Raw genomic sequence first — 23,438 nt, forward strand, 5'->3', positions numbered from 1 at the left:
GGAGATTACATGGAGCAACAAGAAAATCAAAATAGAAAGTTGTTGTTAATCGGTTTAATTATCGCGATGCTATTTGCTGCATTAGATGGAACAATTGTCGGTACAGCAATGCCACGTATCGTCGGTGACCTAGGTGGATTAAGCTTAATGACATGGTTAACAACAGCTTATATGTTAACATCAACGACAGTTGTACCAATTGCAGGTAAATTAGCTGATTTACTTGGTCGTCGTAACGTATATATAACAGGGCTAGTTATTTTCATGATTGGTTCGGCGTTATGTGGTATGGCAAATGGTATGACAGAATTAATTATTTTCCGTGGTATTCAAGGTCTTGGTGGCGGTATTATGATGCCAATGGCTATGATTATTATTGGAGATATGTTCACGGGAAAAGAACGTGCGAAATGGCAAGGTATTTTTGGGGCGTTATACGGCCTTGCTTCTGTAATTGGACCACAAGTTGGTGGTTGGATTGTAGATGCAGTGAACTGGAGATGGGTATTCTACATTAACTTACCGGTTGGTATTTTAGCAACAATCTTTATTGCAATGGGATTAAAATCACATAAACAAACAGGACCAATTAAAATCGATATCGCTGGAATCTTTACGATGATTCTCGGTGTTGTAAGTTTATTACTTGCGCTAACGTTTGGTGGAAAAGATTATGCATGGGATTCTTGGCAAATTATCGGTTTATTTGCACTAGCTGTAATTGGTATCGTTAGCTTTGTTATCGTTGAAACGAAAGCTGAAGAGCCAATTTTACCAATGCATTTCTTTAAAAATCGCACATTTACAATACTGAATGCGATTGGATTCTTTATGAGTATTGGAATGTTCGGCGCGATTATGTTCGTACCATTCTTCATGCAAGGTATTGTAGGAGTAAGTGCTGCTGAATCAGGAACAATTATGACTCCAATGATGATTACAATGATTGTGATGAGTATTATCGGTGGGCAACTTGTATTAAAAGTTGGTGTAAAACCACAAATTATCGCAGGTATGCTTATTATGGCCGGTGGTTTCTGGTTATTAACAACGATGGATATGCACACAACGAAGCTTACAGCTACTTCTTATATGATGGTTATCGGTTTAGGAATGGGTCTTGTAATGCCGACATTAACATTAGCGTTACAAGAAAGCTTCCCGAAAAAAGACCTTGGTGTTGTAACATCATCAAGTCAGTTCTTCCGACAAATCGGTGGTACATTTGGTATTACAATTTTAGGATCAATTATGAATAACACTTCAGGTGCGACATTAACAAAGAATTTAGTACCTGTATTAGATACATTCCCGAAAGAAGCGGGACAAATGGTAACGAAATTTAAAGATATGATTCACACAGATCCACAAGGTTTATATTCAATGCTATTTAGCCCAGAGGCATTAAAACAAATGTCAGAAGCGTTCGCTAACAGTATTGTACCTATTTTGAAAAACTCTTTAGTAGACTCGCTTCATACTGTATTCTTAACAGGATTAGTATTTATCGTAGTAGGTGCCATCTTTACGATTTTCTTACAAAAAATTAAATTGTCAGATCGTAAAAAAGATGCTAAAGAGCCTGCTGTAGAAGAAAAAGAAAAAACTGTATCATACTCGTAATGAAGAAGCATCGCCTTATGGCGGTGCTTTTTTGAGTATAACCTTAAAAGCTTTTTAGTGAGAAATGATTGACGTATTTTTAGAAATACGTTATATTATTTTCTGTAAACGGTTACATGAAATGAGGAGAAAAGAGAATGAGTACGATCAAAGACGTTGCGAAATTAGCGGGAGTATCTGTTGCGACCGTTTCCAGAGTTCTAAATAAAAATGGATATGTTCACGAAGATACATTAAAAAAGGTAGAACGTGCAATTGAGATGTTAGATTATAAGCCTAGTACAGTAGCGCGTTCACTGTATAATAAAAAGTCTCGTTTAATTGGCTTAGTTGTTCCAAATATCGTGAATCCATTCTTTCCGGAAGTTGCACGTGCCGTAGAAGATGTAGCACATAAACAAGGTTACACAGTTGTCCTTTGTAACTCTGATGAAAGTTTAGAAAAAGAGAAACAATATATTGATGTGCTTAGACAAAATAATGTAGATGGATTTATTGTAGCAACGAATCCACAAAATAGTGTTAATTACATGAATTTATCTATTCCAATTGTTGCGATTGACCGTATGTTTAATGAGCGTATTCCTACTGTATATGCAGATAACTATGCAGGAAGTCAGGCTGCGACAAAGTTGTTACTAGATAAAGGATGTAAACATATTGCACATATTCGCGGTCCACGTGATGTGAGTACTGCAAATGAACGTTTTGAAGGTTTTGTAGACGTTATTACGCAAAATAATCTTTCGTATATGATTGCAGAGAGTACGTTTGATCCAGCAAATAGTGAGCGTGTAGCGATGGAATTATTAGAAGAATACCCGCATATTGATGGTATTGTTGCTGGGAATGATTTAATTGCGATTGGTATTGTAAAGGCTGCACTTCAAAAGGGGATTGTCATTCCAAATGATTTACAAATTATCGGATTTGATGGAATTTCTTTAACGGAAATGATGTATCCATCTATTACAACAGTTGCACAACCGATATATGAAATGGGGAAAATTGCAACAGAGTTGTTGTTAGAGCAAATGGAAGGAAATACATTAGAAGAGAAACACTATCGTTTGCCGATCGAAATTATAGAACGAAATACAACGAAGTAAGGAGATGAAACAGATGCCAAATATTGCAGTAGTAGGAAGCATTTCAATGGATTTAGTGGCTGTTTCAAAAAAACGGCCGAAAGCAGGAGAAACAGTAATTGGTGAAGCGTTTCATACAATCCCAGGAGGGAAAGGAGCAAACCAAGCAGTTGCTGCAGCTAGATTAGGAGCAAATGTAGCAATGGTTGGAGCGGTAGGAAATGATGATTATGGAACAGTAGTTAGAAAAAATCTAGAGAACGAACGCATTTTTATCGATTATGTGGTACCGGTTACAGATAGAACGACAGGAATTGCTCATATCGTTTTAGCAGAAGAAGATAACAGTATTGTTGTCGTACAAGGGGCAAATGCTCTTGTAAATAAGTCAGTTGTAGATCGCTCCAAAGACCTTCTTGTAAAAGCGGATATGGTTGTTCTTCAACTAGAAATTCCACTTGAAACAGTAAAATATGTATTGGCTATTTGTGAGGAACATAATATTCCTGTTATGTTGAATCCAGCGCCAGCACAAGTTTTATCAGAAGACATTTTAGAAAAGGCGACTTATATTACGCCAAATGAACATGAGTGCCGCATCGTATTAGATGATTTTACATCACCAATTGAAGATTTATTGGCGAAGTATCCCAATAAATTATTGATGACAGAAGGTTCTAACGGTGTTCGTTTCCATAATGGCACGGAGATTGTACATGTTCCTAGCATTGCTGTTGATGTAGTGGATACAACTGGAGCTGGTGATACATTTAATGGTGCGTTAGCAGTTGCACTTTCTGAAGGAGAGACACTTCAAAAAGCAATTCGTTTCGCGAATATTGCCGGTGGTCTTTCTGTAACGAAACTTGGGGCGCAAGGCGGTATGCCAACGAGAGATCGAGTACGTGAAGTGCAGGTGATTGTTGGATGAAGAAGCACGGCGTATTAAACAGTGAGATTGCATCAATCCTTGCTTCACTTGGGCATACGGATACGATTGTAATTGCTGATTGCGGTTTACCAATTCCGGACGGAGTAAAAAGAATTGATTTAGCTGTTGAAATTGGAAAACCTAGCTTTTTAGATGTATTGCAAGTGGTAGCTGATGATATGGCAATCGAAAAAGTGACGTTAGCAGAAGAAGTCATTATAAATAATGCGGAAGTAAATAAAGAAATAGAGCAGAAATTAATAGAGCCAGCATTTGAGTATGTATCTCATGAGCAATTTAAAGAGCATACAAAGAAAGCGAAGGCGATTATTCGTACAGGCGAGGCTACGCCTTATGCAAATGTAATTTTACATGCAGGCGTGATTTTTTAATAAAGGGAAGTGATGGGAATGCATATTGAAATGAAAAACATTTCAAAGGCGTTCAATGGAAATCCTGTTTTGAAGAATGCACAGTTTATGATTGAAACAGGAGAAGTCCATGCATTGATGGGGGAAAATGGAGCGGGTAAATCAACGCTCATGAAGATTTTAACAGGTGTATACAAAAAAGATGGTGGGACAATCACGATTGATGGGCAAGAGCGCACCTTTAAAAATGCGAAAGAAGCTGAAGAGTACGGCATCGCATTTATACATCAAGAACTAAACATATTGCCGAATTTAACAGTAGCTGAAAATATGTTTCTCGGTAAAGAGTTAATGTATGGGAAAACAGGTATTTTACGCACTCGACAAATGAACGCGATTGCGCAGCAGCAACTAGCGGAGTTAGGGTTGCATGTAAGAGGCGCTATGTTAGCAGAGGAATTATCGGTTGGACAACAGCAAATTATCGAAATTGCGAAAGCATTAATGACAAACGCGAGCGTTATTATTATGGATGAACCTACTGCGGCACTGACGGATCGTGAAATCGAAACGCTCTTTACAGTAATCAATAAGTTACGTAAAGAAGGTGTTTCATTCGTGTACATTTCGCATCGTATGGAAGAGATTTTCTCAATATGTGATGCTATTACGATTTTGCGTGATGGAGAATTCGTCGGAAAGAGATTAATTCCAGAAACATCATTTGATGAAGTAGTGAGTATGATGGTGGGGCGCAGCATTGGTGAACGTTACCCAGAGCGAAATAGTCAAATTGGTGATGTCATTTTTGAAATGCGTAACGGAACGAAGAAAGGGAAATTTGAAAATGTTTCGTTTCAAGTGAGGAAAGGTGAAATCCTTGGTGTAGCTGGTTTGATGGGGGCTGGTCGCACTGATATTATGAAAGCGATATTTGGTTATGAACCTTTAGACTCTGGACAAATTTTTATAAATGGACAAGAAGTAAAGATTGATAGTCCAATAGATGCAATTAGACAAAGAATTGCTTTCATTACAGAAGATAGAAAGTCTGAAGGATTAGTGTTAGATTTTTCAATTCGAGAAAATTTAGCTTTACCAAATTTAGAAAGTCTTTCAAAGGGAAGTGTTCTAAGCAACGAGCTAGAACAACAGTTTACAGAGGATATGATGAAGCTTCTTAATGTGAAAGCATCTAGCGGAGAGCAGGCAGTGAAATCTCTTTCTGGTGGAAATCAGCAAAAGATTGTAATCGCAAAATGGCTAGGCATTCATCCGCAATTACTCATTTTAGATGAGCCAACAAGGGGTGTTGATGTTGGAGCGAAAAAAGAAATTTACTCTATTATGAATAAGCTTACAGAGCAAGGCGATGCCGTTATTATGGTATCATCTGAGCTTCCGGAAGTTTTAGGGATGAGTGATCGAGTTCTTGTTATTCATGAAGGAAAAGTCGGCGGAATTTTAGGGAAAGATGAGGCATCACAAGAGTCTATTATGGCACTAGCTACAGGGGGAGAGTAAGGATGGCTAAGAAGGGGAATGTATTACAACAACTCGGTTCTTTAATCGGTTTAGTATTAATTATCGTCGTAATTACAGCTTTAAATCCAGCGTTTATTGAAATTCCAAATTTATTTAATATACTGCGTCAAGTATCGATTAATGCGCTTATTGCATTCGGAATGACCTTCGTAATTTTAACAGGGGGTATTGACTTATCGGTAGGTTCTATTTTAGCATTATCAAGTGCACTTGTTGCTGGAATGATGGCAAGTGGCATGGATCCGTTCCTTGCAATGGCAGTTGGACTATTAGCAGGTCTTGTAATGGGAATTGTAAACGGTATCATCATTGCGAAAGGAAAAGTAGCTCCATTTATTGCAACTTTAGCAACAATGACTATTTTTCGTGGGTTGACGCTTGTTTATATGGACGGACGTCCGATCACTGGTCTTGGTGATCATTTAATGTTCCAAATGTTTGGCCGCGGTTATTTTCTTGGTATTCCGGTACCAGCTGTTACAATGATGATCGCTTTCGCAGTACTGTACTTCATTTTGAAGAAAACGACATTTGGCCGTCGTACATTTGCAATTGGTGGAAATGAAGAAGCAGCAGCACTATCAGGTATTAATGTTACGAGAATTAAAGTAATGATTTACGGTCTTTCCGGAATTTTGGCAGCGCTTGCAGGTATTGTCTTAACATCACGATTAGATTCTGCACAGCCGACTGCAGGTACTTCTTACGAATTAGATGCAATTGCAGCAGTTGTATTAGGTGGAACAAGTCTTTCTGGGGGAAGAGGATGGATTGTTGGTACATTCATCGGTGTACTTATTATTGGTGTACTAAATAACGGTTTAAATTTATTAGGTGTATCTTCTTTCTTCCAACAAGTTGTAAAAGGACTTGTAATCTTACTAGCTGTATTAATTGATCGCAGAAAAGAAGCGTAATGGAGGGACAGTTCATGAAGAAATGGTTACTTATACTCGTTGCATGTATTATGGTCGTTACTGCTGGTTGTTCAATGGAACCACCAGAATGGGCAAAGGATTCTAGCGATAAAGGTCGAAATAAAACTATTAAAGTTGGATTCTCTGTTTCAACTTTAAATAATCCCTTCTTTGTAACTTTGAAAAAGGGGGCAGAAAAGAAAGCGAAAGATAGTGGCATCGAATTGATTGCTGTTGATGCGCAAAATGATGCAGCAAAGCAAACGAACGATGTTGAAGATTTAATTCAAAAGGGTGTCGATGTAGTTGTTATTAATCCGACCGATTCAGATGCTGTTGCTTCAGCAGTAAGTGCAGCAAACGCAGCAAATGTTCCTGTTATTACAGTAGACCGCGTTGCGAATTCAGGTAAGGTTGTTTCTCACATTGCATCTAATAATATCGAAGGTGGTCAAATGGCTAGTGATTACATTCGTGAATTAGTCGGCGAAGGAGCAAACGTTGCTGAGTTAGAAGGAATCCCTGGATCCTCTGCCGCTCGTGAACGTGGGAAAGGATTCCATAACGTAGCCGATAAGTCTTTAAAAGTAGTTGCAAAACAAGCGGCTGATTTTGATAGGGCGAAAGGATTATCTGTTATGGAAAACATTTTGCAAGCAAATAGCGATATTAAAGCCGTATTTGCTCATAACGACGAGATGGCATTAGGTGCACTTGAAGCGTTGAAGTCTGCTGGAAAAACAGATGTAGTAGTTGTTGGATTTGATGCAACAGAAGATGCTGTGAAAGCGGTTAACGATGGGCGTATGGCTGCAACAGTCGCTCAAAAACCAGAATTAATCGGAGAGAAGGCGATGCAAACAGCAAAAGAGATAACACAAGGTAAAAAAGTGGACAAATCTATTCCGATTGAATTAGAGCTTATTAAGAAAAATAAATAAATATAAAATGAAAATTAGGAAGGAAGAACAACAAATGAAATTCTTTATTGATACAGCAAACATTAACGAAATTAAAGAGGCAAATGCATTAGGCGTATTAGCTGGAGTAACGACAAATCCATCACTTGTAGCAAAAGAAGGCGTAGATTTTCACGAGCGCATTCGTGAAATTTGCAACGTTGTAGAAGGTCCTGTAAGTGCAGAAGTAATTAGCTTAGAAGCTGATAAAATGATTGAAGAAGGAAAAGAATTAGCGAAAATTGCTCCAAACGTTGTTGTAAAAGTTCCAATGACAACAGAAGGTTTAAAAGCAGTAAAAGCATTCTCTGACTTAGGAATTCGTACAAACGTTACATTAGTATTCTCAGCAGTTCAAGCGTTACTTGCAGCTCGTGCTGGTGCAACATATGTTTCACCATTCTTAGGTCGCTTAGACGATATCGGTCATAACGGTATGGACTTAATTCGTCAAATCGCAGAAATCTTTGCGATTCATGGCATCGAAACAGAAATCATTGCAGCATCTGTACGTCACAGTGTTCACGTAACTGACGCAGCATTAAACGGTGCACATATTGCAACAATCCCAGCAAACGTAATTGCTTCATTAGTGAAGCACCCATTAACAGATCAAGGAATTGAGAAATTCTTAGCTGATTGGGAAAAAACACAAGAGAAATAATAGAAAAGCAAGAATCCTAGTTTAATTGACTAGGATTCTTTTTTATTTAAAAGAATTTTCATGCAATTTTGCATATTGTCTTTTAAATTTGTTATATAAGATATTTAATATATATCACATAACTCTTTATTTTTCATATTTCGATATAAAGTGAAACTTTAATCAGTGGGGGCTTTGTTCATCCCCACACTGATTATTAATTGAACCAAGGGATAAAAAGATAGAGGGTCTGACCAGAAAACTGGAGGGCATGATTCTATAACAGAAAGCTTAACGTTTATAGAATTATGCCTTTTTATATAGGGAGGGTAGTAAACGGGGATTTCGACAAAAATGTACTTATTTATCTGAATTTTAAGTTTTATAAAAGGAGAGAAATGGAATGAGAAGAAAAGCGCCATTTAAAGTGTTATCGTCATTAGCAATTGCGGCAATTATCGGATGCACATCTGTAATGAGTGCTCCATTAACATACGCAGAAACGCCAGCAAAAGAGAAAGATAATGTATCTACAACACCAATTGATTACAATTTAATTCAAGAAGATCGTTTAGCGGAAGCACTGAAAGAAAGAGGAACAATTAATCCAGCATCTTCTAAAGAAGAGACGAAAAAAGCTGTCGAGCAATATATTGAAAAGAAACAAGGAGATCAGGCGAATAAAGAAATTCTTCCAGATGCTCACTCACAAGAAACGTCTGATTTCACAAAAAAAGTAAAAGAGAAAAAGATGGAAGAAAAGGAAAATGTAAAAAAGGCTGAAAAAAATGTTAGCCTTGAGCAAAAGCCAGAACCAAATAAAAAGCAATTGAATGGGCAAGTTCCAACTTCAAAAGCAAAGCAAGCTCCATATAAGGGATCTGTTCGATCGGATAAAGTATTAGTGTTACTCGTTGAATTTAGTGATTATAAACATAATAATATTGATCAAACACCAGGTTATATGTATTCGAAAGACTTTAGTAGAGAACATTATCAAAAGATGTTGTTCGGTAATGAGCCGTATACTTTATTTGATGGTTCAAAAGTAAAAACGTTTAAACAATACTATGAAGAGCAGTCTGGTGGTAGTTATACGACAGATGGATATGTAACGGAGTGGCTAACTGTTCCAGGAAAAGCATCTGATTATGGAGCTGATGGTAGCAGTGGTCACGATAATAAAGGTCCAAAGGGTGCACGTGATTTAGTGAAAGAAGCTTTGCATGCAGCTGCTGAGAAAGGACTAGATTTATCCCAGTTTGATCAATTTGATAGATATGATACAAACGGGGACGGGAATCAAAATGAACCTGACGGTGTAATTGATCATTTAATGGTAATCCATGCTGGTGTTGGTCAAGAAGCTGGTGGCGGTAAATTAGGTGATGATGCAATCTGGTCACATCGTTCAAAATTAGCAGTAGATCCAGTAGCGATTGAAGGTACGAAATCAAAGGTAGATTACTTTGGTGGTAAAGTAGCAGCACATGATTACACAATTGAACCAGAAGATGGAGCTGTAGGTGTGTTTGCACATGAATTTGGACATGATCTTGGATTACCAGATGAATATGACACGAAATATACTGGAAATGGTTCACCAGTCGAAGCTTGGTCATTAATGAGTGGAGGTAGTTGGACAGGGAAAATCGCAGGAACAGAGCCGACTAGTTTTTCACCACAAAATAAAGATTTCTTACAAAAGAATATAGGTGGCAACTGGGCAAAAATATTAGAAGTAGATTACGATAAAATTAAGAGTGGTGTGGGAGTTCCTACCTATATTGATCAAAGTGTTACGAAATCAAATCGTCCAGGCGTTGTACGTGTTAACTTACCAGGTAAAAGTGTTGAAACGATTAAACCGGAGTTTGGAAAGCATGCATATTATAGTACAAGAGGCGATGATATGCATACAACGTTAGAGACACCATTCTTTGATTTAACGAAAGGAACAAATGCAAAATTCGATTATAAAGCAAATTATGAGTTAGAAGCAGAGTGCGATTTCGTCGAAGTACATGCAGTAACAGAAGATGGAACGAAAACATTAATTGATAGACTTGGGGAAAAAGTAGTCCAAGGAGATAAAGATACAACAGATGGGAAATGGATTGATAAATCATATGATTTAAGTCAATTTAAAGGCAAAAAAGTGAAACTACAATTCGACTATATTACAGATCCGGCTGTAACATATAAAGGTTTTGCGATGGATAATGTAAATGTAACTGTTGATGGACAAGTTGTATTTTCTGATGATGTAGAAGGACAGTCTAAAATGAATTTAAATGGTTTTGTTGTTTCTGATGGGACAGAGAAGAAAGCTCATTATTACTACTTAGAGTGGAGAAACTATGCGGGATCAGATAATGGTTTAAAAGCAGGAAAAGGTCCAGTGTATAATACAGGCCTTGTCGTTTGGTATGCAGATGATAGTTTCAAAGATAACTGGGTTGGGATGCATCCAGGTGAAGGATTCCTGGGTGTTGTAGATTCTCATCCAGAAGCGCTAGTTGGTAATTTAAACGGAAAACCAGCATACGGTAATACGGGCATGCAAATTGCAGATGCTGCATTTTCATTTGATAAAACACCAGCATGGAGTGTAAATTCATTAACACGTGGTCAGTTTAACTATTCTGGATTACAAGGTGTTACAACTTTTGATGATTCAAAAGTATATAGTAACAAGCAAATTGCAGACGCAGGAAGAAAAGTTCCAAACCTTGGACTTAAATTCCAAGTTGTTGGACAGGCAGAAGATAAATCGGCAGGCGCTGTTTGGATTAAACGTTAATAACATAAAAGCACATTCTTCATATGAAGAGTGTGCTTTTTGATTTGTACAGTAAGTTATTATTTTAGTTTATCCCGCATTAACGGTCAGTAAGATCCCCACCTCAAAATTCAGTGGAAGTAAAGAAGTTAGTTGGGAGATTAACTGCCCGTAAAAGCCCGATTGGTTCAACTAATAATCAGTGGGGAGGAACAAAACCCCCACTGATTAAAGTTTCACTTTATGTAATACAAGTGTTTATTCATGTGTACTGTATCAAATTATGTGGGGAAAGGAAATATTTCCGAGGAAATTGTCGAAGTATCGTCAGTATTTATAAACTTTCTGTTTAAAAGAAGAGATGTATTATTGCCTCTACGGCTCAATTTATTTACATTGTTATTTGGTTATACACAAAAGTAATATATTGGGCAAAAAGAGTTCTATTCGATAGGGCTCTTTGGTTTTGTATTTGATATACAAATATTAACCTCAATTGTTTGGAAATGTATCTTCTTGTTTAGCGTCATTTGGACTTTAACTACAGTTTTTGTTTTTCGTTTATATGAAGAAGGAGATGAGCGGTTACCTTTTATATTTAAATTAATTGGCATTATTCCAACGCTTCCATTATATTACGAGTTATATCAATATGCATTTAAAAAAAGACAACGATGGATTATCCCATCATTGTCTTTTTTACTTTGCTTCTTACATAAATCATCCCAGCAAATGTTAATAAAAATGCTGTCCCGATAATGAAGCTGACGCTAGGTGATGCTCCGATTGCGCCGACTGTAAAGGAGCCAGCAACAACTCCTAATGAGAAGAAGGCATAAAATAATCCGAATGCCTTTCCGCGATTATCGTCTGTAGTATTTTCAACGAGTAAAGCGTTAATAGATGGAAAGAGGATTGCGAATCCAATTCCATAAATCATCATTACGATAAAGAGCATACCTTTTGTAGCAAATAATCCGAGTAAAGATAATGCGAATGCCATAACTGCAATTCCGATTAGCATTAGTTTCGAACGATTAAATCGATCATAAATACGATTTGTTGGAAGTAAGAAGAAGAGGATAGCAGTTATACCAAATACACTTAACATCATGCCTGTTGTGGATGCTTTAAGCGCTAATGCCTCAACTTTTACTGGTAACATGTAAGTGACAATTCCTTGTGAAAACATTAATGTGAAAGCACCAATATATGCTTGTAATAACGGTTCTGATTTTAAAAGTTCAACCATATCTTCTTTGTTCATCATTTGTGTTCTTGATGTATCTTTTCTTGATACGTTATTTGGTAAGAAGAATAGAGATACGATCGTACCAAGAGCCATTAAAATAGAAATAGTAATGAAGACCCATTCTACGCCAGCTGTTGCTTTCATAATACCGCTGAAAGCAGGTCCTACGATTGCCGCTGTTCCAACAGCAGCACCAGATAGAGCCATTGCTTTTCCTTGTCTTTTTGCATTTGTTTGTTTTGATAAAAATGTAAAGGCAGCAGGAATTAAAAAGCCATCACTAAATCCATGCATAAAGCGAACAACTAATAGTTGTTCACCACTTTGAACAACGGTGTATAACAAGACTATGAAACTCGTAATTCCCATGCTTATATAAAGGATTTTTTTTGCACCAAATTTATCGACAGCGGCTCCAGCAATAATATTACCGATCATATTAGCGAATGAGTACATACCGACAACTAGCCCGATAATAAGAGGGGTTCCTCCAAGGCTTTGAGCGAAAGTACTCATAATAGGTAATTGTGAAAATGTATCTAAAAATGCCACGATAACGATAAAGTAAATAAAATATTTCAAGCGATATTCACCTCTCCTATGCTATTATGGCATAATGCTAATTTCACCTGCAATGAAATTGAATTAACAGATGTGGAAAAAAGTACAAAGTGACAAAATATTGAACGTTATTTGTAAAAAATTAGTAGGAATGTGATTGTTTTTTTGAAATATATGGATAGAAGTATTATAATAGAATTGTAAACTTCACCAGGTTAAGTATATACATAGAGAGGGATGTATAAAATGAAAGCACTACTTTGGCATAATCAACGTGATGTACGAGTAGAAGAAGTACCAGAACCAACAGTAAAACCAGGAACAGTGAAAATCAAAGTTAAATGGTGTGGTATTTGTGGGACAGACTTGCATGAATATTTAGCAGGGCCTATTTTTATTCCAACAGAAGAACATCCATTAACACATGTGAAAGCACCTGTTATTTTAGGTCATGAGTTTAGTGGTGAGGTAATAGAGATTGGTGAAGGAGTTACATCTCATAAAGTGGGAGACCGCGTTGTTGTAGAACCAATTTATTCTTGTGGTAAATGTGAAGCTTGTAAACATGGACATTACAATGTTTGTGAACAACTTGTTTTCCACGGTCTTGGCGGAGAAGGCGGCGGTTTCTCTGAATATACAGTAGTACCAGAAGATATGGTTCATCACATTCCAGATGAAATGACGTATGAACAAGGTGCGCTTGTAGAACCAGCAGCAGTAGCAGTTCATGCAGTACGTCAAAGTAAATTAAAAGAAGGGGAAGCTGTAGCAGTATTTGGTTGCGGTCCAATTGGACTTCTTGTTATCCAAGCAGCTAAAGCAGCAGGAGCAACTCCTGTTATTGCAGTTGAACTTTCTAAAGAACGTCAAGAGTTAGCGAAATTAGCAGGTGCGGATTATGTATTAAATCCAGCAACTCAAGATGTGTTAGCTGAAATTCGTAACTTAACAAATGGTTTAGGTGTAAATGTTAGCTTTGAAGTAACAGGTGTTGAAGTTGTACTACGTCAAGCGATTGAAAGTACAAGCTTTGAAGGACAAACTGTAATTGTTAGTGTATGGGAAAAAGACGCAACAATTACTCCAAATAATTTAGTATTAAAAGAAAAAGAAGTTATTGGTATTTTAGGATACCGTCACATCTTCCCGGCCGTTATTAAATTAATTAGCTCTGGTCAAATTCAAGCAGAGAAATTAATTACGAAAAAAATTACAGTCGATCAAGTTGTTGAAGAAGGATTTGAAGCACTTGTAAAAGATAAAACACAAGTGAAAATTCTTGTTTCACCTAAATAAGATAGAATCGAATAAAGTAGCCCTTTTCTAGAAATAGAAGAGGGCTACTTTTTTTCTATACTGAAAGGTGATAGACTTTCCTTTGACTAAATGTATTTTTGTTTGGAAGGGAGAATCTAATGCTTTCATTTTTGTTAACTTTAAAGCGAATGTTAAGAGCCTGTTTACGAGCGTGGAAAGATAAAGAATTTCAAGTATTATTTATATTAACAATTTTGACTTTAATATCGGGTACGATTTTTTATAGTACAGTTGAAGGATTACGTCCTATTGACGCTTTATATTTTAGTGTGGTTACGTTGACGACTGTCGGTGATGGGAATTTTAGTCCGCAAACTGATTTCGGAAAGATATTTACAATCTTATACATATTTATTGGGATTGGACTAGTGTTTGGATTTATTCATAAGTTAGCAGTTAATGTACAATTGCCAAGTATATTATCGAATAGAAAAAAAGAGTAAAGCATTCAGATGCTTTACTCTTTTTTTACATTAGTTTAGACAAGCCTTAATAATAGTTTATTAAAATGAAAGTGTATTCATTCATTATATTCACTGTGTATAAAGTTATAATGATATGAACATTTGCATATTTTAATTTATTGATAGAAATTTCATGAAAGGTGGGATATTCTAGTCATAGGTTAACCGGACGACATCATAGGATCCTAACAAAATGTTTACAATAATTCAATTATAAAATGGAGGATTTTATATGAAAAAGAAAGTACTTGCTTTAGCGGCAGCTATTACATTAGTTGCTCCATTACAAAGTGTTGCATTTGCTCATGAAAATGATGGGGGACAGAGATTTGGAGTTATTCCGCGCTGGTCTGCTGAAGATAGACATAAAGAAGGCGTGAATTCTCATTTATGGATTGTAAACCGTGCAATTGATATTATGTCTCGTAATACAACACTTGTAAAACAAGATCGAGTTGCACTATTAAATGAATGGCGTACGGAGTTAGAGAACGGTATTTATGCTGCTGACTATGAAAATCCTTATTATGATAATAGCACATTTGCTTCACATTTCTATGACCCTGACAATGGGAAGACTTATATTCCGTATGCAAAGCAGGCAAAGGAAACTGGTGCTAAGTATTTTAAATTAGCTGGTGAGTCTTACAAAAATAAAGATATGAAACAAGCATTCTTCTATTTAGGACTATCTCTTCATTATTTAGGGGATGTAAACCAACCAATGCATGCGGCAAACTTTACGAACCTTTCGTATCCACAAGGATTCCATTCTAAATATGAAAACTTTGTAGATACGATAAAAGATAATTATAAAGTAACGGATGGAAATGGATATTGGAACTGGAAAGGTACGAATCCAGAAGATTGGATTCATGGAGCGGCAGTAGTTGCGAAACAAGATTACGCTGGCATTGTAAATGATAATACGAAAGATTGGTTCGTGAGAGCTGCTGTATCACAAGAATATGCAGATAAATGGCGCGCTGAAGTTACACCAATGACAGGTAAGCGTTTAATGGATGCACAACGTGTTACTGCTGGATATATTCAGCTTTGGTTTGATACGTACGGAAATCGTTAAGTATTTAAAAAAGGTCAAATCTCAGAATAGAGTATTTGGCCTTTTTATTACTATACAATACATGGAGGTATGAAACGTGAAAGGTAAATTGCTAAAAGGTGTACTTAGCTTAGGTGTTGGTTTAGGAGCTTTATATAGCGGAACGTCAGCTCAAGCAGAAGTGTCTACAAATCAAAATGATACATTAAAAGTAATGACGCATAATGTATATATGCTATCAACAAACTTATATCCGAACTGGGGACAAACTGAGCGTGCTGATTTAATCGGGGCGGCAGATTATATAAAGAATCAAGATGTAGTTATATTAAATGAAGTGTTTGATAATAGCGCTTCAGATCGTTTATTAGGGAATTTGAAGAAAGAATATCCAAATCAAACAGCAGTATTAGGTCGTAGTAGTGGAAGTGAATGGGATAAAACGTTAGGAAACTATTCATCTTCAACTCCTGAAGATGGTGGCGTTGCGATTGTGAGCAAATGGCCAATCGCTGAAAAGATTCAATATGTATTTGCAAAAGGATGCGGGCCAGATAATTTATCGAATAAAGGGTTTGTATACACGAAAATTAAGAAAAATGATCGTTTCATTCACGTGATTGGGACGCATTTGCAGGCTGAAGATAGTATGTGCGGAAAAACTTCACCAGCATCTGTACGTACGAACCAATTAAAAGAAATTCAAGATTTTATTAAAAATAAAAATATACCAAATAATGAGTATGTGTTAATTGGCGGTGATATGAACGTAAATAAAATTAATGCAGAGAACAAGAATGATTCAGAGTATGCATCTATGTTTAAAACATTGAACGCTTCTGTACCATCTTATACTGGACATACAGCGACTTGGGATGCAACGACAAACAGTATTGCAAAATATAATTTCCCTGATAGTCCTGCTGAGTATTTAGATTATATTATTGCAAGTAAAGACCATGCGAACCCATCATATATAGAGAATAAGGTGTTACAGCCGAAATCTCCACAATGGACTGTTACATCATGGTTCCAAAAATATACGTATAATGATTACTCTGATCATTATCCAGTAGAGGCGACTATTTCTATGAAGTAGTTTCAAAAAGTTTCTTCGTAAAGAAGAAACTTTTTTTATTTGCAAACAGGAAAATCACACTTTCTTTCCAATATGTATAAGACATATTGAGAAGAGGAGAGAAAAATGTGGATAGAGGAATTTTTAAAGAAGTTCCATTACCGTGTGCATTTTTGGATGAAATGGCTTTAGATAGAAATATTCAATCGATTATAGAGTTAAGTGGAAATAAAAAGATTCGTATAGCGAGTAAATCGTTACGCTCTGTTCCGATTATGCAAAAGATACTAGCTGCAAATGATCGATTTCAAGGTATTATGTGCTTTTCACCTAGAGAGATTTTATTTTTAATAGAACAAGGATTTAATGATTTATTGCTTGGATATCCTGCTTACGATGAAAGAGCTCTGTATGAAATTAGTTTGTTAACAAAGAAAGGTTTCATTATAACTTGTATGGTGGATTGTGAAGAGCATATTGTGTATTTAGAAAGCATTGCTGAGAAATCTAAAGGATGTTTTCGTGTTTGTTTGGATATTGATATGAGTAGTCGTTTCTTTCAATTTCATTTTGGTGTACAAAGGTCCCCAGTAAAAAATGTGCAGGATGCGTTGAAAGTAGTAGAAAAGGTGAGAAGGTCATCATATTTAATGTTAGATGGTGTAATGGGTTATGAAGCTCAAATTGCTGGGGTGGGAGATCATATACCGAATCAATGGTTGAAAAGTAAAATAATTTCATATTTAAAGCAGAAATCAGTGCTAGAAGTGAAAGAAAGAAGAGAACATATTGTAAAAGCAATACAAAACCTTGGTATTGAGCTAAGGTTTGTAAATGGAGGCGGAACAGGAAGTATAAAAACAACCGAGAAAGATAATTCAGTTTCAGAGATTACAATAGGTTCTGCTTTTTATTCTCCGAAGCTGTTTGATTATTATAAAGAGGTGAAATTTTATCCAGCGGTCGGATTTGCCTTACCAGTTGTGCGTAAACCAGTCCCGTTTATTTACACTTGCCTAGGTGGTGGATATATTGCTTCAGGAGCAGTTGGAAAAGATAAAGAGCCTGAAGTTTGGAGACCGAAGGGTGCAAAACTATTAGCTTTAGAAGGTGCTGGCGAGGTACAAACGCCAATTTTTTATAAAGGTGAGGAACGAGTGGATATAGGAGAGTCCATTTTGTTTCGCCATAGTAAAGCTGGTGAGTTATGTGAGCGTTTTCCCTTTTTGTATCGTGTTAAAAAAGGAGAGATTGTTGGGGAGTATTCAACATATCGGGGGGATGGCCAATGCTTTCTATAAAGGGACAAAAGTGGAGAAATTGGACAGGGAATGTAGAAGGAACGCCGCATTATACGATGTATCCAGAAAGTATACAAGATGTAGTAGAAGTTGTGGGACTTGCGCGAAAAAAGGGGAAGAAAATTCGTGTTGTCGGTTCAGGACATTCGTTTACACCCCTTGTGCAAACGGAAGAAGTTTTAGTTTCTTTAGATGAATTGAAGGGTATTGTGAATATTGATGCAGAGAAGATGGTTGCTGAAGTATGGGCAGGAACAAAGTTATATGATTTAGGGAAGTTACTTGAGGAAAAAGGGTATGCGCAAGAAAATTTAGGGGATATTGATTCGCAATCTATTGCAGGAGCGATTAGTACGGGGACTCATGGAACGGGTATTACCTTTGGGAGCTTATCAACACAAGTTATAGAGATTACGGCAGTTCTATCTAATGGTGAGAGTATAGTTTGTTCGGAAGCTGAGAACGTAGAATATTGGAGAGCGTTTCAGTTGTCACTTGGAATGTTAGGTATCATTGTAAAGATAAAATTGAAGGTTATTCCAGCGTATTCACTCGTTTATGAAAGTGAAAAACAGTCATTATCCACTGTAATGAACAAACTAGAAGAATATAAGAAGCATCGTCATTTTGAATTTTTCGTTTTTCCTTATTCTGATGAAGTACAAGTAAAACTTACGAACGAAACAACGAATCAAGGCAGTGATTTGAAATGGCATAAACTAAAGGTGGAGTTACTTGAAAATAGGATGTTCTCTTTACTATCTAAAGGGTGTAAATGGTTTCCTTCTATAAGTAAAGGAGTGAGTCGATTATCAGCAAAAGCTGTACCAAACACAAAAATAATTGGCCCGAGCTATGAAGTATTTGCTACATCACGTACGGTACCATTTTATGAAATGGAGTATAGCATTCCTTCAAAGTATATGAGGACGGTTGTAGAAGAAATCTCAAATCTTATTGAAAAGAAAAAGTATAAGGTGCACTTCCCAATCGAATGCCGCTATGTAAAAGGGGATGATATATGGCTTAGTCCAGCCTATGGAAGAGATTCAGCGTATATCGCTGTTCATATGTATAAAGGTATGAAATATGCTGCTTACTTTGGCGAAGTGGAAAAAATTTTTCTGAAGTATGAAGGGCGTCCGCATTGGGGGAAAATGCATACATTATCGTATGAGCAATTACAAGATATATATCCAGAGTTTCATTCGTTTTTACAGGCGAGGAAGTCTCTAGATGAACTTGGAATGTTTTTTAATCCTTATGCAGAAAAGTTATTTATCCCGTATTAACTGGCAGTAAGACCCCCGCTGATTAAGGTTTCACATTATGTATATGAAAAAGCTGACAAATAATTATTTGTCAGCTTTTTTTAGCGTAATTGCATTTCTTGTATGACTAATATGTTCATAAAATAGTAGTTTATCACGGCTAAATACATGCAGTAAAACATGAATAATGAATAGGCCGTTAATGATAAATAGGAATAACAATGTAACGAGTAATACTAAAGGTTCTGTATGATTTAACATAGAGCTACTAGAAAGAATATAATTGATTCCGCCTAACGCAAAATAAAATATACCGTAGCGAATAAATAGTTCTTTTAATGTAATACGATCTGATTTTCCTTTCAGATGAATGCGAAGCAATGCTTTCCCAATTGTTTTTCCATTTGTAAAGTATGGAATAAGAATAAAATAAATAAGGATTGAACACGTAATGAAAATGAGTTCATACATATTCGTGTAAGATTGCATATTAGAAACGAAGAAAGAATTTCCTTTGTTTTTAACGACAGGTACGATGATAGATAAGAAAATCCAATCAATTTGCATCGCGATAAGGCGACGAATGAATCCGACTGGTTTCGTTTCCAAATCAATATGACTATCTAACTCGTTTGTCTTCGGAAGGAAGTACGTAAATATTGGTGCAATGATAAAACCAATTACGCCACCTAATGTATTTAAAAACAAATCATCGATATCAAATAATCGGTATGCACAATTGTATATACCGTATAATCCAGTCACTTGTGTTAGCTCGAAAAATAGTGAAAGGAAAAAGGAAATGCAAATTGTTTGTAAGAAACTACGTCGGAAATAATAACGTAAGTAAATACCGAATGGAACAGTTAATAGAACATTAAATGCAACTTGTAAAAACGCAGACTCTTTTAATAAGTAGAAATAAGTAGCTGGTTTCGTTAAAACTGCCGATGTATGACTACTAATCTCTTGTATGAAATAAAATGGTGAGAGTTGCATGTGTTGTGTATTAGCTGGTTGTAGGCTACAAGTATCAAACGTTTGTGGTAACGGCAAAATAACAAGAAAATAGGCATTTAATAAGTAAAGTAATAATGAGTATAAAATAAATGAGCGCCATTTATTTAAATAACCGTATTTTCGATAATTAAATATTAAAAAAGGGATTAAAAGAAACATTGCTAAAAAGGGGAATAAAATAAATGCTGTTTTTACTGGAAATAAATATGCAGTCAAAGTAAAACTCCTTTCAATGAAAATTCGTTTATCATTATAGCGCTAAAAATATTTAAATACAAAGTTAAAATCTTTCGAAATAGAAATAATTACTAATTTTATAGGAATTAAGTTATAATAAATTTAATATGAGGATATTATGATTATGTAAGTTGAGAGAGGGTACAAGAGATGCGATATGAACTTTTTTCTGTAAGTGGGGATCATATTACGACTTTTGAAAGTGCATGGCGTTTTCAGGAGGGAGAACAGATTTTTGTTCATGATGATCAAACAAAAAGAAACTTTATTATTATTCGTCTGACGCATGATGTATTTCAACAAAATAAACATGTTATTCGTTTGTATTGTCAAGAGAAGAAAGTGTATGCATAAGAGAAGCCCTCTTACAGTATGAAAAGTAAGAGGGTCCTTATCTTGTTATTTGTGAACAGCCCGATTGATGAGGGCTGATTAAAGTTTCACTTTATCATTTTGCCCCTCGTAAGGAATAAAAAGAGAAGGGTTAATGCACATAGGTAGCATTTGATTTGGAAGAAAGTATATAGCCTTGTATTTTGTGCTTCAAAGTTACATGGCCTTCTCTTTGAGAAAGCCATGTATGGTAATCTTGTTGTGTTTTCCATAACAGACGAATCATATATTCTGCCTTATCATTTGTACGATGAACATGTGAAAACTCTATGTTAATACAACCGTTCGTTCCAGGGGAAGGATAATATTGTTTAAGCCCATAAAGTAGCTCATTTTCATATTCGTACTTAATGTGAATGAGTTTAGTAACTATAAACATATAAACACCTCTTTTACGATAATAGTAGGAAAGATAGAATTACTGTAATAGTAAACTTAAATAATATTATACTATTCAGAAAATTCTAAGTAAATAATAGATTTTAACTTAATAGAGGTATAAAAAAGCGAGTCATTCTATTACACTAGATGACTCGCTTTCAATTTGTAAGTTTTACTTTATAAGAAAATAAGAGTAAGTACACCTACGATAATACAATAGAAAGAGAAATATTTTAAATTTCCTTTTGCCATAATGTTCATAAACCATTTTAGTGAAATATACGTCATGATAAATGTTGCGATGAATGCAACGACATATGGTACGAATAATGTGTCTAGATTTGGATCATTTGCAATGTCTGTAATGCTTAACAACAAGCCACCTAAGCTAACAGGAATGTATAGTAAGAATGAGAAGCGAAGAGCTGTTTCTTGCTTCATACCAAGTAACATTGCTGCTACGATTGTGGCACCAGATCGGCTTATTCCGGGAATCAGTGCGCAAGCTTGTGCTAATCCGACGATGATTGCATCTTTCATAGAAAGGTCGCCATCATTTTTACGACCGCGTAAATTTCTAATAATCCAAAGGCCGACAGCAGTAATAAGAAGGGAAATCCCAACCATCTTCACACCTTTTAAGTACTGATCGATGTAATCTTTAAATAAAACACCAATAACACCTGCTGGAATGGTTGCAATAACAAGATAAATAATAAAGAAGAAATCTGATTTTGCGTCTTCTGCTCTTGTAAATATATAAGAGAGACCATTCTTCGTTAGACGAATTAAATCATTTCTATAAATAAGTAATACAGCTAATAATGAAGCTGAATTAACAAGTAGTTCGAAGCTAAACCCTTCTATTTTTAGTCCTAGCAAATGTTGTGCTAAAACGAGATGACCACTTGAAGAAATCGGAATTGGTTCTGTTAGTCCTTGGAACAGACCGAGAATTAAATATTTTAAAACGTAGTAAAATTGTTCCATAATAACCTCCTTGTTTATTAGTTGAAAGAAACAACTTTTCCATTATAACAAAGATATGGATGAATATTGAAAAGAAATAAATATTCAAAATAAAATAAAAATCCCTTATAGCAGTATAAGGGATTTTTATTTTTAATTAAGAAGTTACTGTTTCTTGAAGACTTTTAGACAATTGAACATCGACTTTTTCAGCATCATGAATATGATTCATAATAGTAGTATTTAATTTTTGGAACATTTGTTGTGTGTTAGCGAATTCTCGTAATATGTCATCATTACAAGACTTTTGGTTTTCGATAGCCTTAATAACATTTGTAGCACCATTTTGTAACGTTTGAATCATAACTAAAATATTTTCAATTCTAGCATTTGTATCGGCGCTCATTTCTACACCTTCATCGACTAAATGTAAATTATCTTTTGTGTTATCATATGCTTTTTCAATTTCTTCTTGAATTTTTTTCGTTAAGTTGCCGATGTTTTTTGTACTTTCTGCTGTACTTTCCGCTAGTTTTCTTACCTCATTGGCAACGACAGCGAATCCTTTACCGTGCTCCCCAGCACGTGCGGCTTCAATACTCGCATTTAATGCAAGTAAATTTGTTTGTGCTGCAATGTTTTGAATGACTTCTACAATTTGCTCGATTTCCTTTGAGCGTTCGCTTAGATGATTCATACTATTAGACGTGCGTTGAGATTGTTCACCTAATTTATTAATTACAATAAGTAAGCGGTGAACGGATTCTTTTCCTTCATTAGAGCAGTCAATAATTTCTGCAATAGACTGAATTAAGCTTTGTTCCTTTTGTAACATTTCATTATTTAACTCATTGGAATGTGTCGTACGTGTTGAAACATTTTCGAAACATGAACTTAATTGTTGAACTAAATTTTGAAGTGTATTGTGTTGGTTATTTACAAGTTGATGCTCTTGGACAACGCTTTGTACACGATCGTGGATAGTAGAAATAGTCTCTTGCTTTTCAATATCCTTTTGTTTTAATTCTAATTCTAATTCTTGTATACGCTCTTCTAATTGAGCAATTGTATGTTGGAGTGATTTTTTTTGAGTAAACATGTATTTATTTCAACCGCCTTCGAAAGTTATATTTTCTCTATATTTGGATTTTAGCATCTTTTGTATTTTTTAAATATAGGAATTGTTAAATATTTAAGAATCTATTACATTTTATTCATAATTCTCTTTTTTTCGTCACGAAAAATAAACTGTATTTAATCGTTTTGTAA

21 protein-coding genes and 1 pseudogene are annotated in these 23,438 nt (G+C 35.6%); 17 read left to right on the plus strand and 5 right to left on the minus strand.

Annotated features, from left to right (window positions below; genetic code table 11):
- Positions 1–9 precede the first annotated feature (9 nt).
- The 10 genes and pseudogenes from ACTFP3_RS23460 to ACTFP3_RS23505 form a co-directional block, all read left to right on the plus strand.
- Entirely contained in the window at positions 10–1,623 is a 1,614-nt protein-coding gene (locus ACTFP3_RS23460) for an MDR family MFS transporter (protein ID WP_440011400.1), read from the plus strand.
- Positions 1,624–1,760: 137 nt separating this feature from the next.
- A complete protein-coding gene (rbsR, locus tag ACTFP3_RS23465) occupies positions 1,761–2,732 on the plus strand; it encodes a ribose operon transcriptional repressor RbsR (protein WP_000104034.1) in 972 nt (323 codons plus the stop codon).
- A gap of 13 nt (positions 2,733–2,745) precedes the next feature.
- The gene (rbsK, locus tag ACTFP3_RS23470; RefSeq protein ID WP_078385301.1) at positions 2,746–3,642 is read left to right on the plus strand and encodes a ribokinase; all 897 of its coding nucleotides are present in this window, start codon (positions 2,746–2,748) and stop codon (positions 3,640–3,642) included.
- Positions 3,639–4,034, plus strand: a complete 396-nt coding sequence (gene rbsD / locus ACTFP3_RS23475; protein WP_048568075.1) for a D-ribose pyranase — start codon at positions 3,639–3,641, stop codon at positions 4,032–4,034. The genes rbsK and rbsD overlap by 4 nt, the downstream gene beginning before the upstream one ends.
- Before the next feature lie 18 nt (positions 4,035–4,052).
- Positions 4,053–5,537, plus strand: coding sequence for a ribose ABC transporter ATP-binding protein RbsA (rbsA, locus tag ACTFP3_RS23480; RefSeq protein WP_375365879.1), 1,485 nt, complete (start codon positions 4,053–4,055; stop codon positions 5,535–5,537).
- A 2-nt stretch (positions 5,538–5,539) separates the two neighbouring features.
- Entirely contained in the window at positions 5,540–6,475 is a 936-nt protein-coding gene (locus ACTFP3_RS23485) for an ABC transporter permease subunit (RefSeq protein ID WP_001074641.1), read from the plus strand.
- 14 nt (positions 6,476–6,489) lie between these two features.
- A complete protein-coding gene (gene rbsB, locus ACTFP3_RS23490; RefSeq protein WP_000758994.1) occupies positions 6,490–7,416 on the plus strand; it encodes a ribose ABC transporter substrate-binding protein RbsB in 927 nt (308 codons plus the stop codon).
- A gap of 34 nt (positions 7,417–7,450) precedes the next feature.
- Positions 7,451–8,098, plus strand: coding sequence for a fructose-6-phosphate aldolase (gene fsa, locus ACTFP3_RS23495; RefSeq protein ID WP_000667661.1), 648 nt, complete (start codon positions 7,451–7,453; stop codon positions 8,096–8,098).
- Between the two features lie 382 nt (positions 8,099–8,480).
- Positions 8,481–10,880, plus strand: a complete 2,400-nt coding sequence (gene inhA2 / locus ACTFP3_RS23500) for a M6 family metalloprotease immune inhibitor InhA2 (protein ID WP_088361801.1) — start codon at positions 8,481–8,483, stop codon at positions 10,878–10,880.
- Positions 10,881–11,309: 429 nt separating this feature from the next.
- Positions 11,310–11,519 (plus strand): annotated as a pseudogene (locus ACTFP3_RS23505) (hypothetical protein); the annotation flags it as partial.
- 19 nt (positions 11,520–11,538) lie between these two features.
- Here ACTFP3_RS23505 and ACTFP3_RS23510 read toward each other — a convergent pair.
- Positions 11,539–12,693 (minus strand): MFS transporter, encoded by a 1,155-nt coding sequence (locus ACTFP3_RS23510; RefSeq protein ID WP_000873272.1) that lies wholly within the window; start codon positions 12,691–12,693, stop codon positions 11,539–11,541.
- A 225-nt stretch (positions 12,694–12,918) separates the two neighbouring features.
- Between ACTFP3_RS23510 and bdhA the strand changes: the two genes are divergently transcribed.
- The 6 genes from bdhA (at position 12,919) to ACTFP3_RS23540 (ending at position 19,190) form a co-directional block, all read left to right on the plus strand.
- Complete coding sequence (bdhA, locus tag ACTFP3_RS23515) at positions 12,919–13,971, plus strand: (R,R)-butanediol dehydrogenase (RefSeq protein ID WP_000645827.1); 1,053 nt, start codon at positions 12,919–12,921, stop codon at positions 13,969–13,971.
- Between the two features lie 119 nt (positions 13,972–14,090).
- A complete protein-coding gene (locus ACTFP3_RS23520; RefSeq protein ID WP_000948207.1) occupies positions 14,091–14,435 on the plus strand; it encodes a potassium channel family protein in 345 nt (114 codons plus the stop codon).
- Positions 14,436–14,688: 253 nt separating this feature from the next.
- Entirely contained in the window at positions 14,689–15,540 is an 852-nt protein-coding gene (gene cerA, locus ACTFP3_RS23525; RefSeq protein WP_000730998.1) for a phospholipase CerA, read from the plus strand.
- Between the two features lie 76 nt (positions 15,541–15,616).
- Complete coding sequence (gene sph / locus ACTFP3_RS23530; protein WP_061113567.1) at positions 15,617–16,618, plus strand: sphingomyelinase C; 1,002 nt, start codon at positions 15,617–15,619, stop codon at positions 16,616–16,618.
- Between the two features lie 107 nt (positions 16,619–16,725).
- On the plus strand, positions 16,726–17,898 hold the full coding sequence (locus ACTFP3_RS23535; protein ID WP_000373736.1) for an amino acid deaminase/aldolase: 1,173 nt from the start codon (positions 16,726–16,728) through the stop codon (positions 17,896–17,898).
- Entirely contained in the window at positions 17,886–19,190 is a 1,305-nt protein-coding gene (locus ACTFP3_RS23540; protein WP_440011405.1) for a D-arabinono-1,4-lactone oxidase, read from the plus strand. Before ACTFP3_RS23535 ends, ACTFP3_RS23540 begins: the two co-directional genes overlap by 13 nt.
- A 63-nt stretch (positions 19,191–19,253) precedes the next feature.
- On the opposite strand, the gene ACTFP3_RS23545 is transcribed toward ACTFP3_RS23540, so the two are convergent.
- On the minus strand, positions 19,254–20,405 hold the full coding sequence (locus ACTFP3_RS23545) for a VanZ family protein (RefSeq protein ID WP_440011407.1): 1,152 nt from the start codon (positions 20,403–20,405) through the stop codon (positions 19,254–19,256).
- A gap of 171 nt (positions 20,406–20,576) precedes the next feature.
- Here ACTFP3_RS23545 and ACTFP3_RS23550 point away from each other — a divergent pair, with 171 nt between their 5' ends.
- Positions 20,577–20,780 carry a hypothetical protein gene (locus tag ACTFP3_RS23550; protein ID WP_001268332.1) on the plus strand — a complete coding sequence of 68 codons (204 nt, stop codon included), beginning with the start codon at positions 20,577–20,579 and terminating at the stop codon, positions 20,778–20,780.
- A gap of 130 nt (positions 20,781–20,910) precedes the next feature.
- Here ACTFP3_RS23550 and ACTFP3_RS23555 read toward each other — a convergent pair whose 3' ends face one another.
- The 3 genes from ACTFP3_RS23555 to ACTFP3_RS23565 form a co-directional block, all read right to left on the minus strand.
- Complete coding sequence (locus ACTFP3_RS23555; RefSeq protein WP_000471238.1) at positions 20,911–21,198, minus strand: hypothetical protein; 288 nt, start codon at positions 21,196–21,198, stop codon at positions 20,911–20,913.
- Between the two features lie 179 nt (positions 21,199–21,377).
- Entirely contained in the window at positions 21,378–22,190 is an 813-nt protein-coding gene (locus ACTFP3_RS23560) for an undecaprenyl-diphosphate phosphatase (protein WP_000434794.1), read from the minus strand.
- Between the two features lie 136 nt (positions 22,191–22,326).
- Positions 22,327–23,268, minus strand: coding sequence for a methyl-accepting chemotaxis protein (locus ACTFP3_RS23565; protein WP_000495036.1), 942 nt, complete (start codon positions 23,266–23,268; stop codon positions 22,327–22,329).
- Between the last annotated feature and the right edge of the window lie 170 nt (positions 23,269–23,438).

It is taken from the genome of Bacillus cereus group sp. MYBK5-2, assembly GCF_051915685.1.
Classification (GTDB): Bacteria; Bacillota; Bacilli; order Bacillales; family Bacillaceae_G; genus Bacillus_A; species Bacillus_A cereus.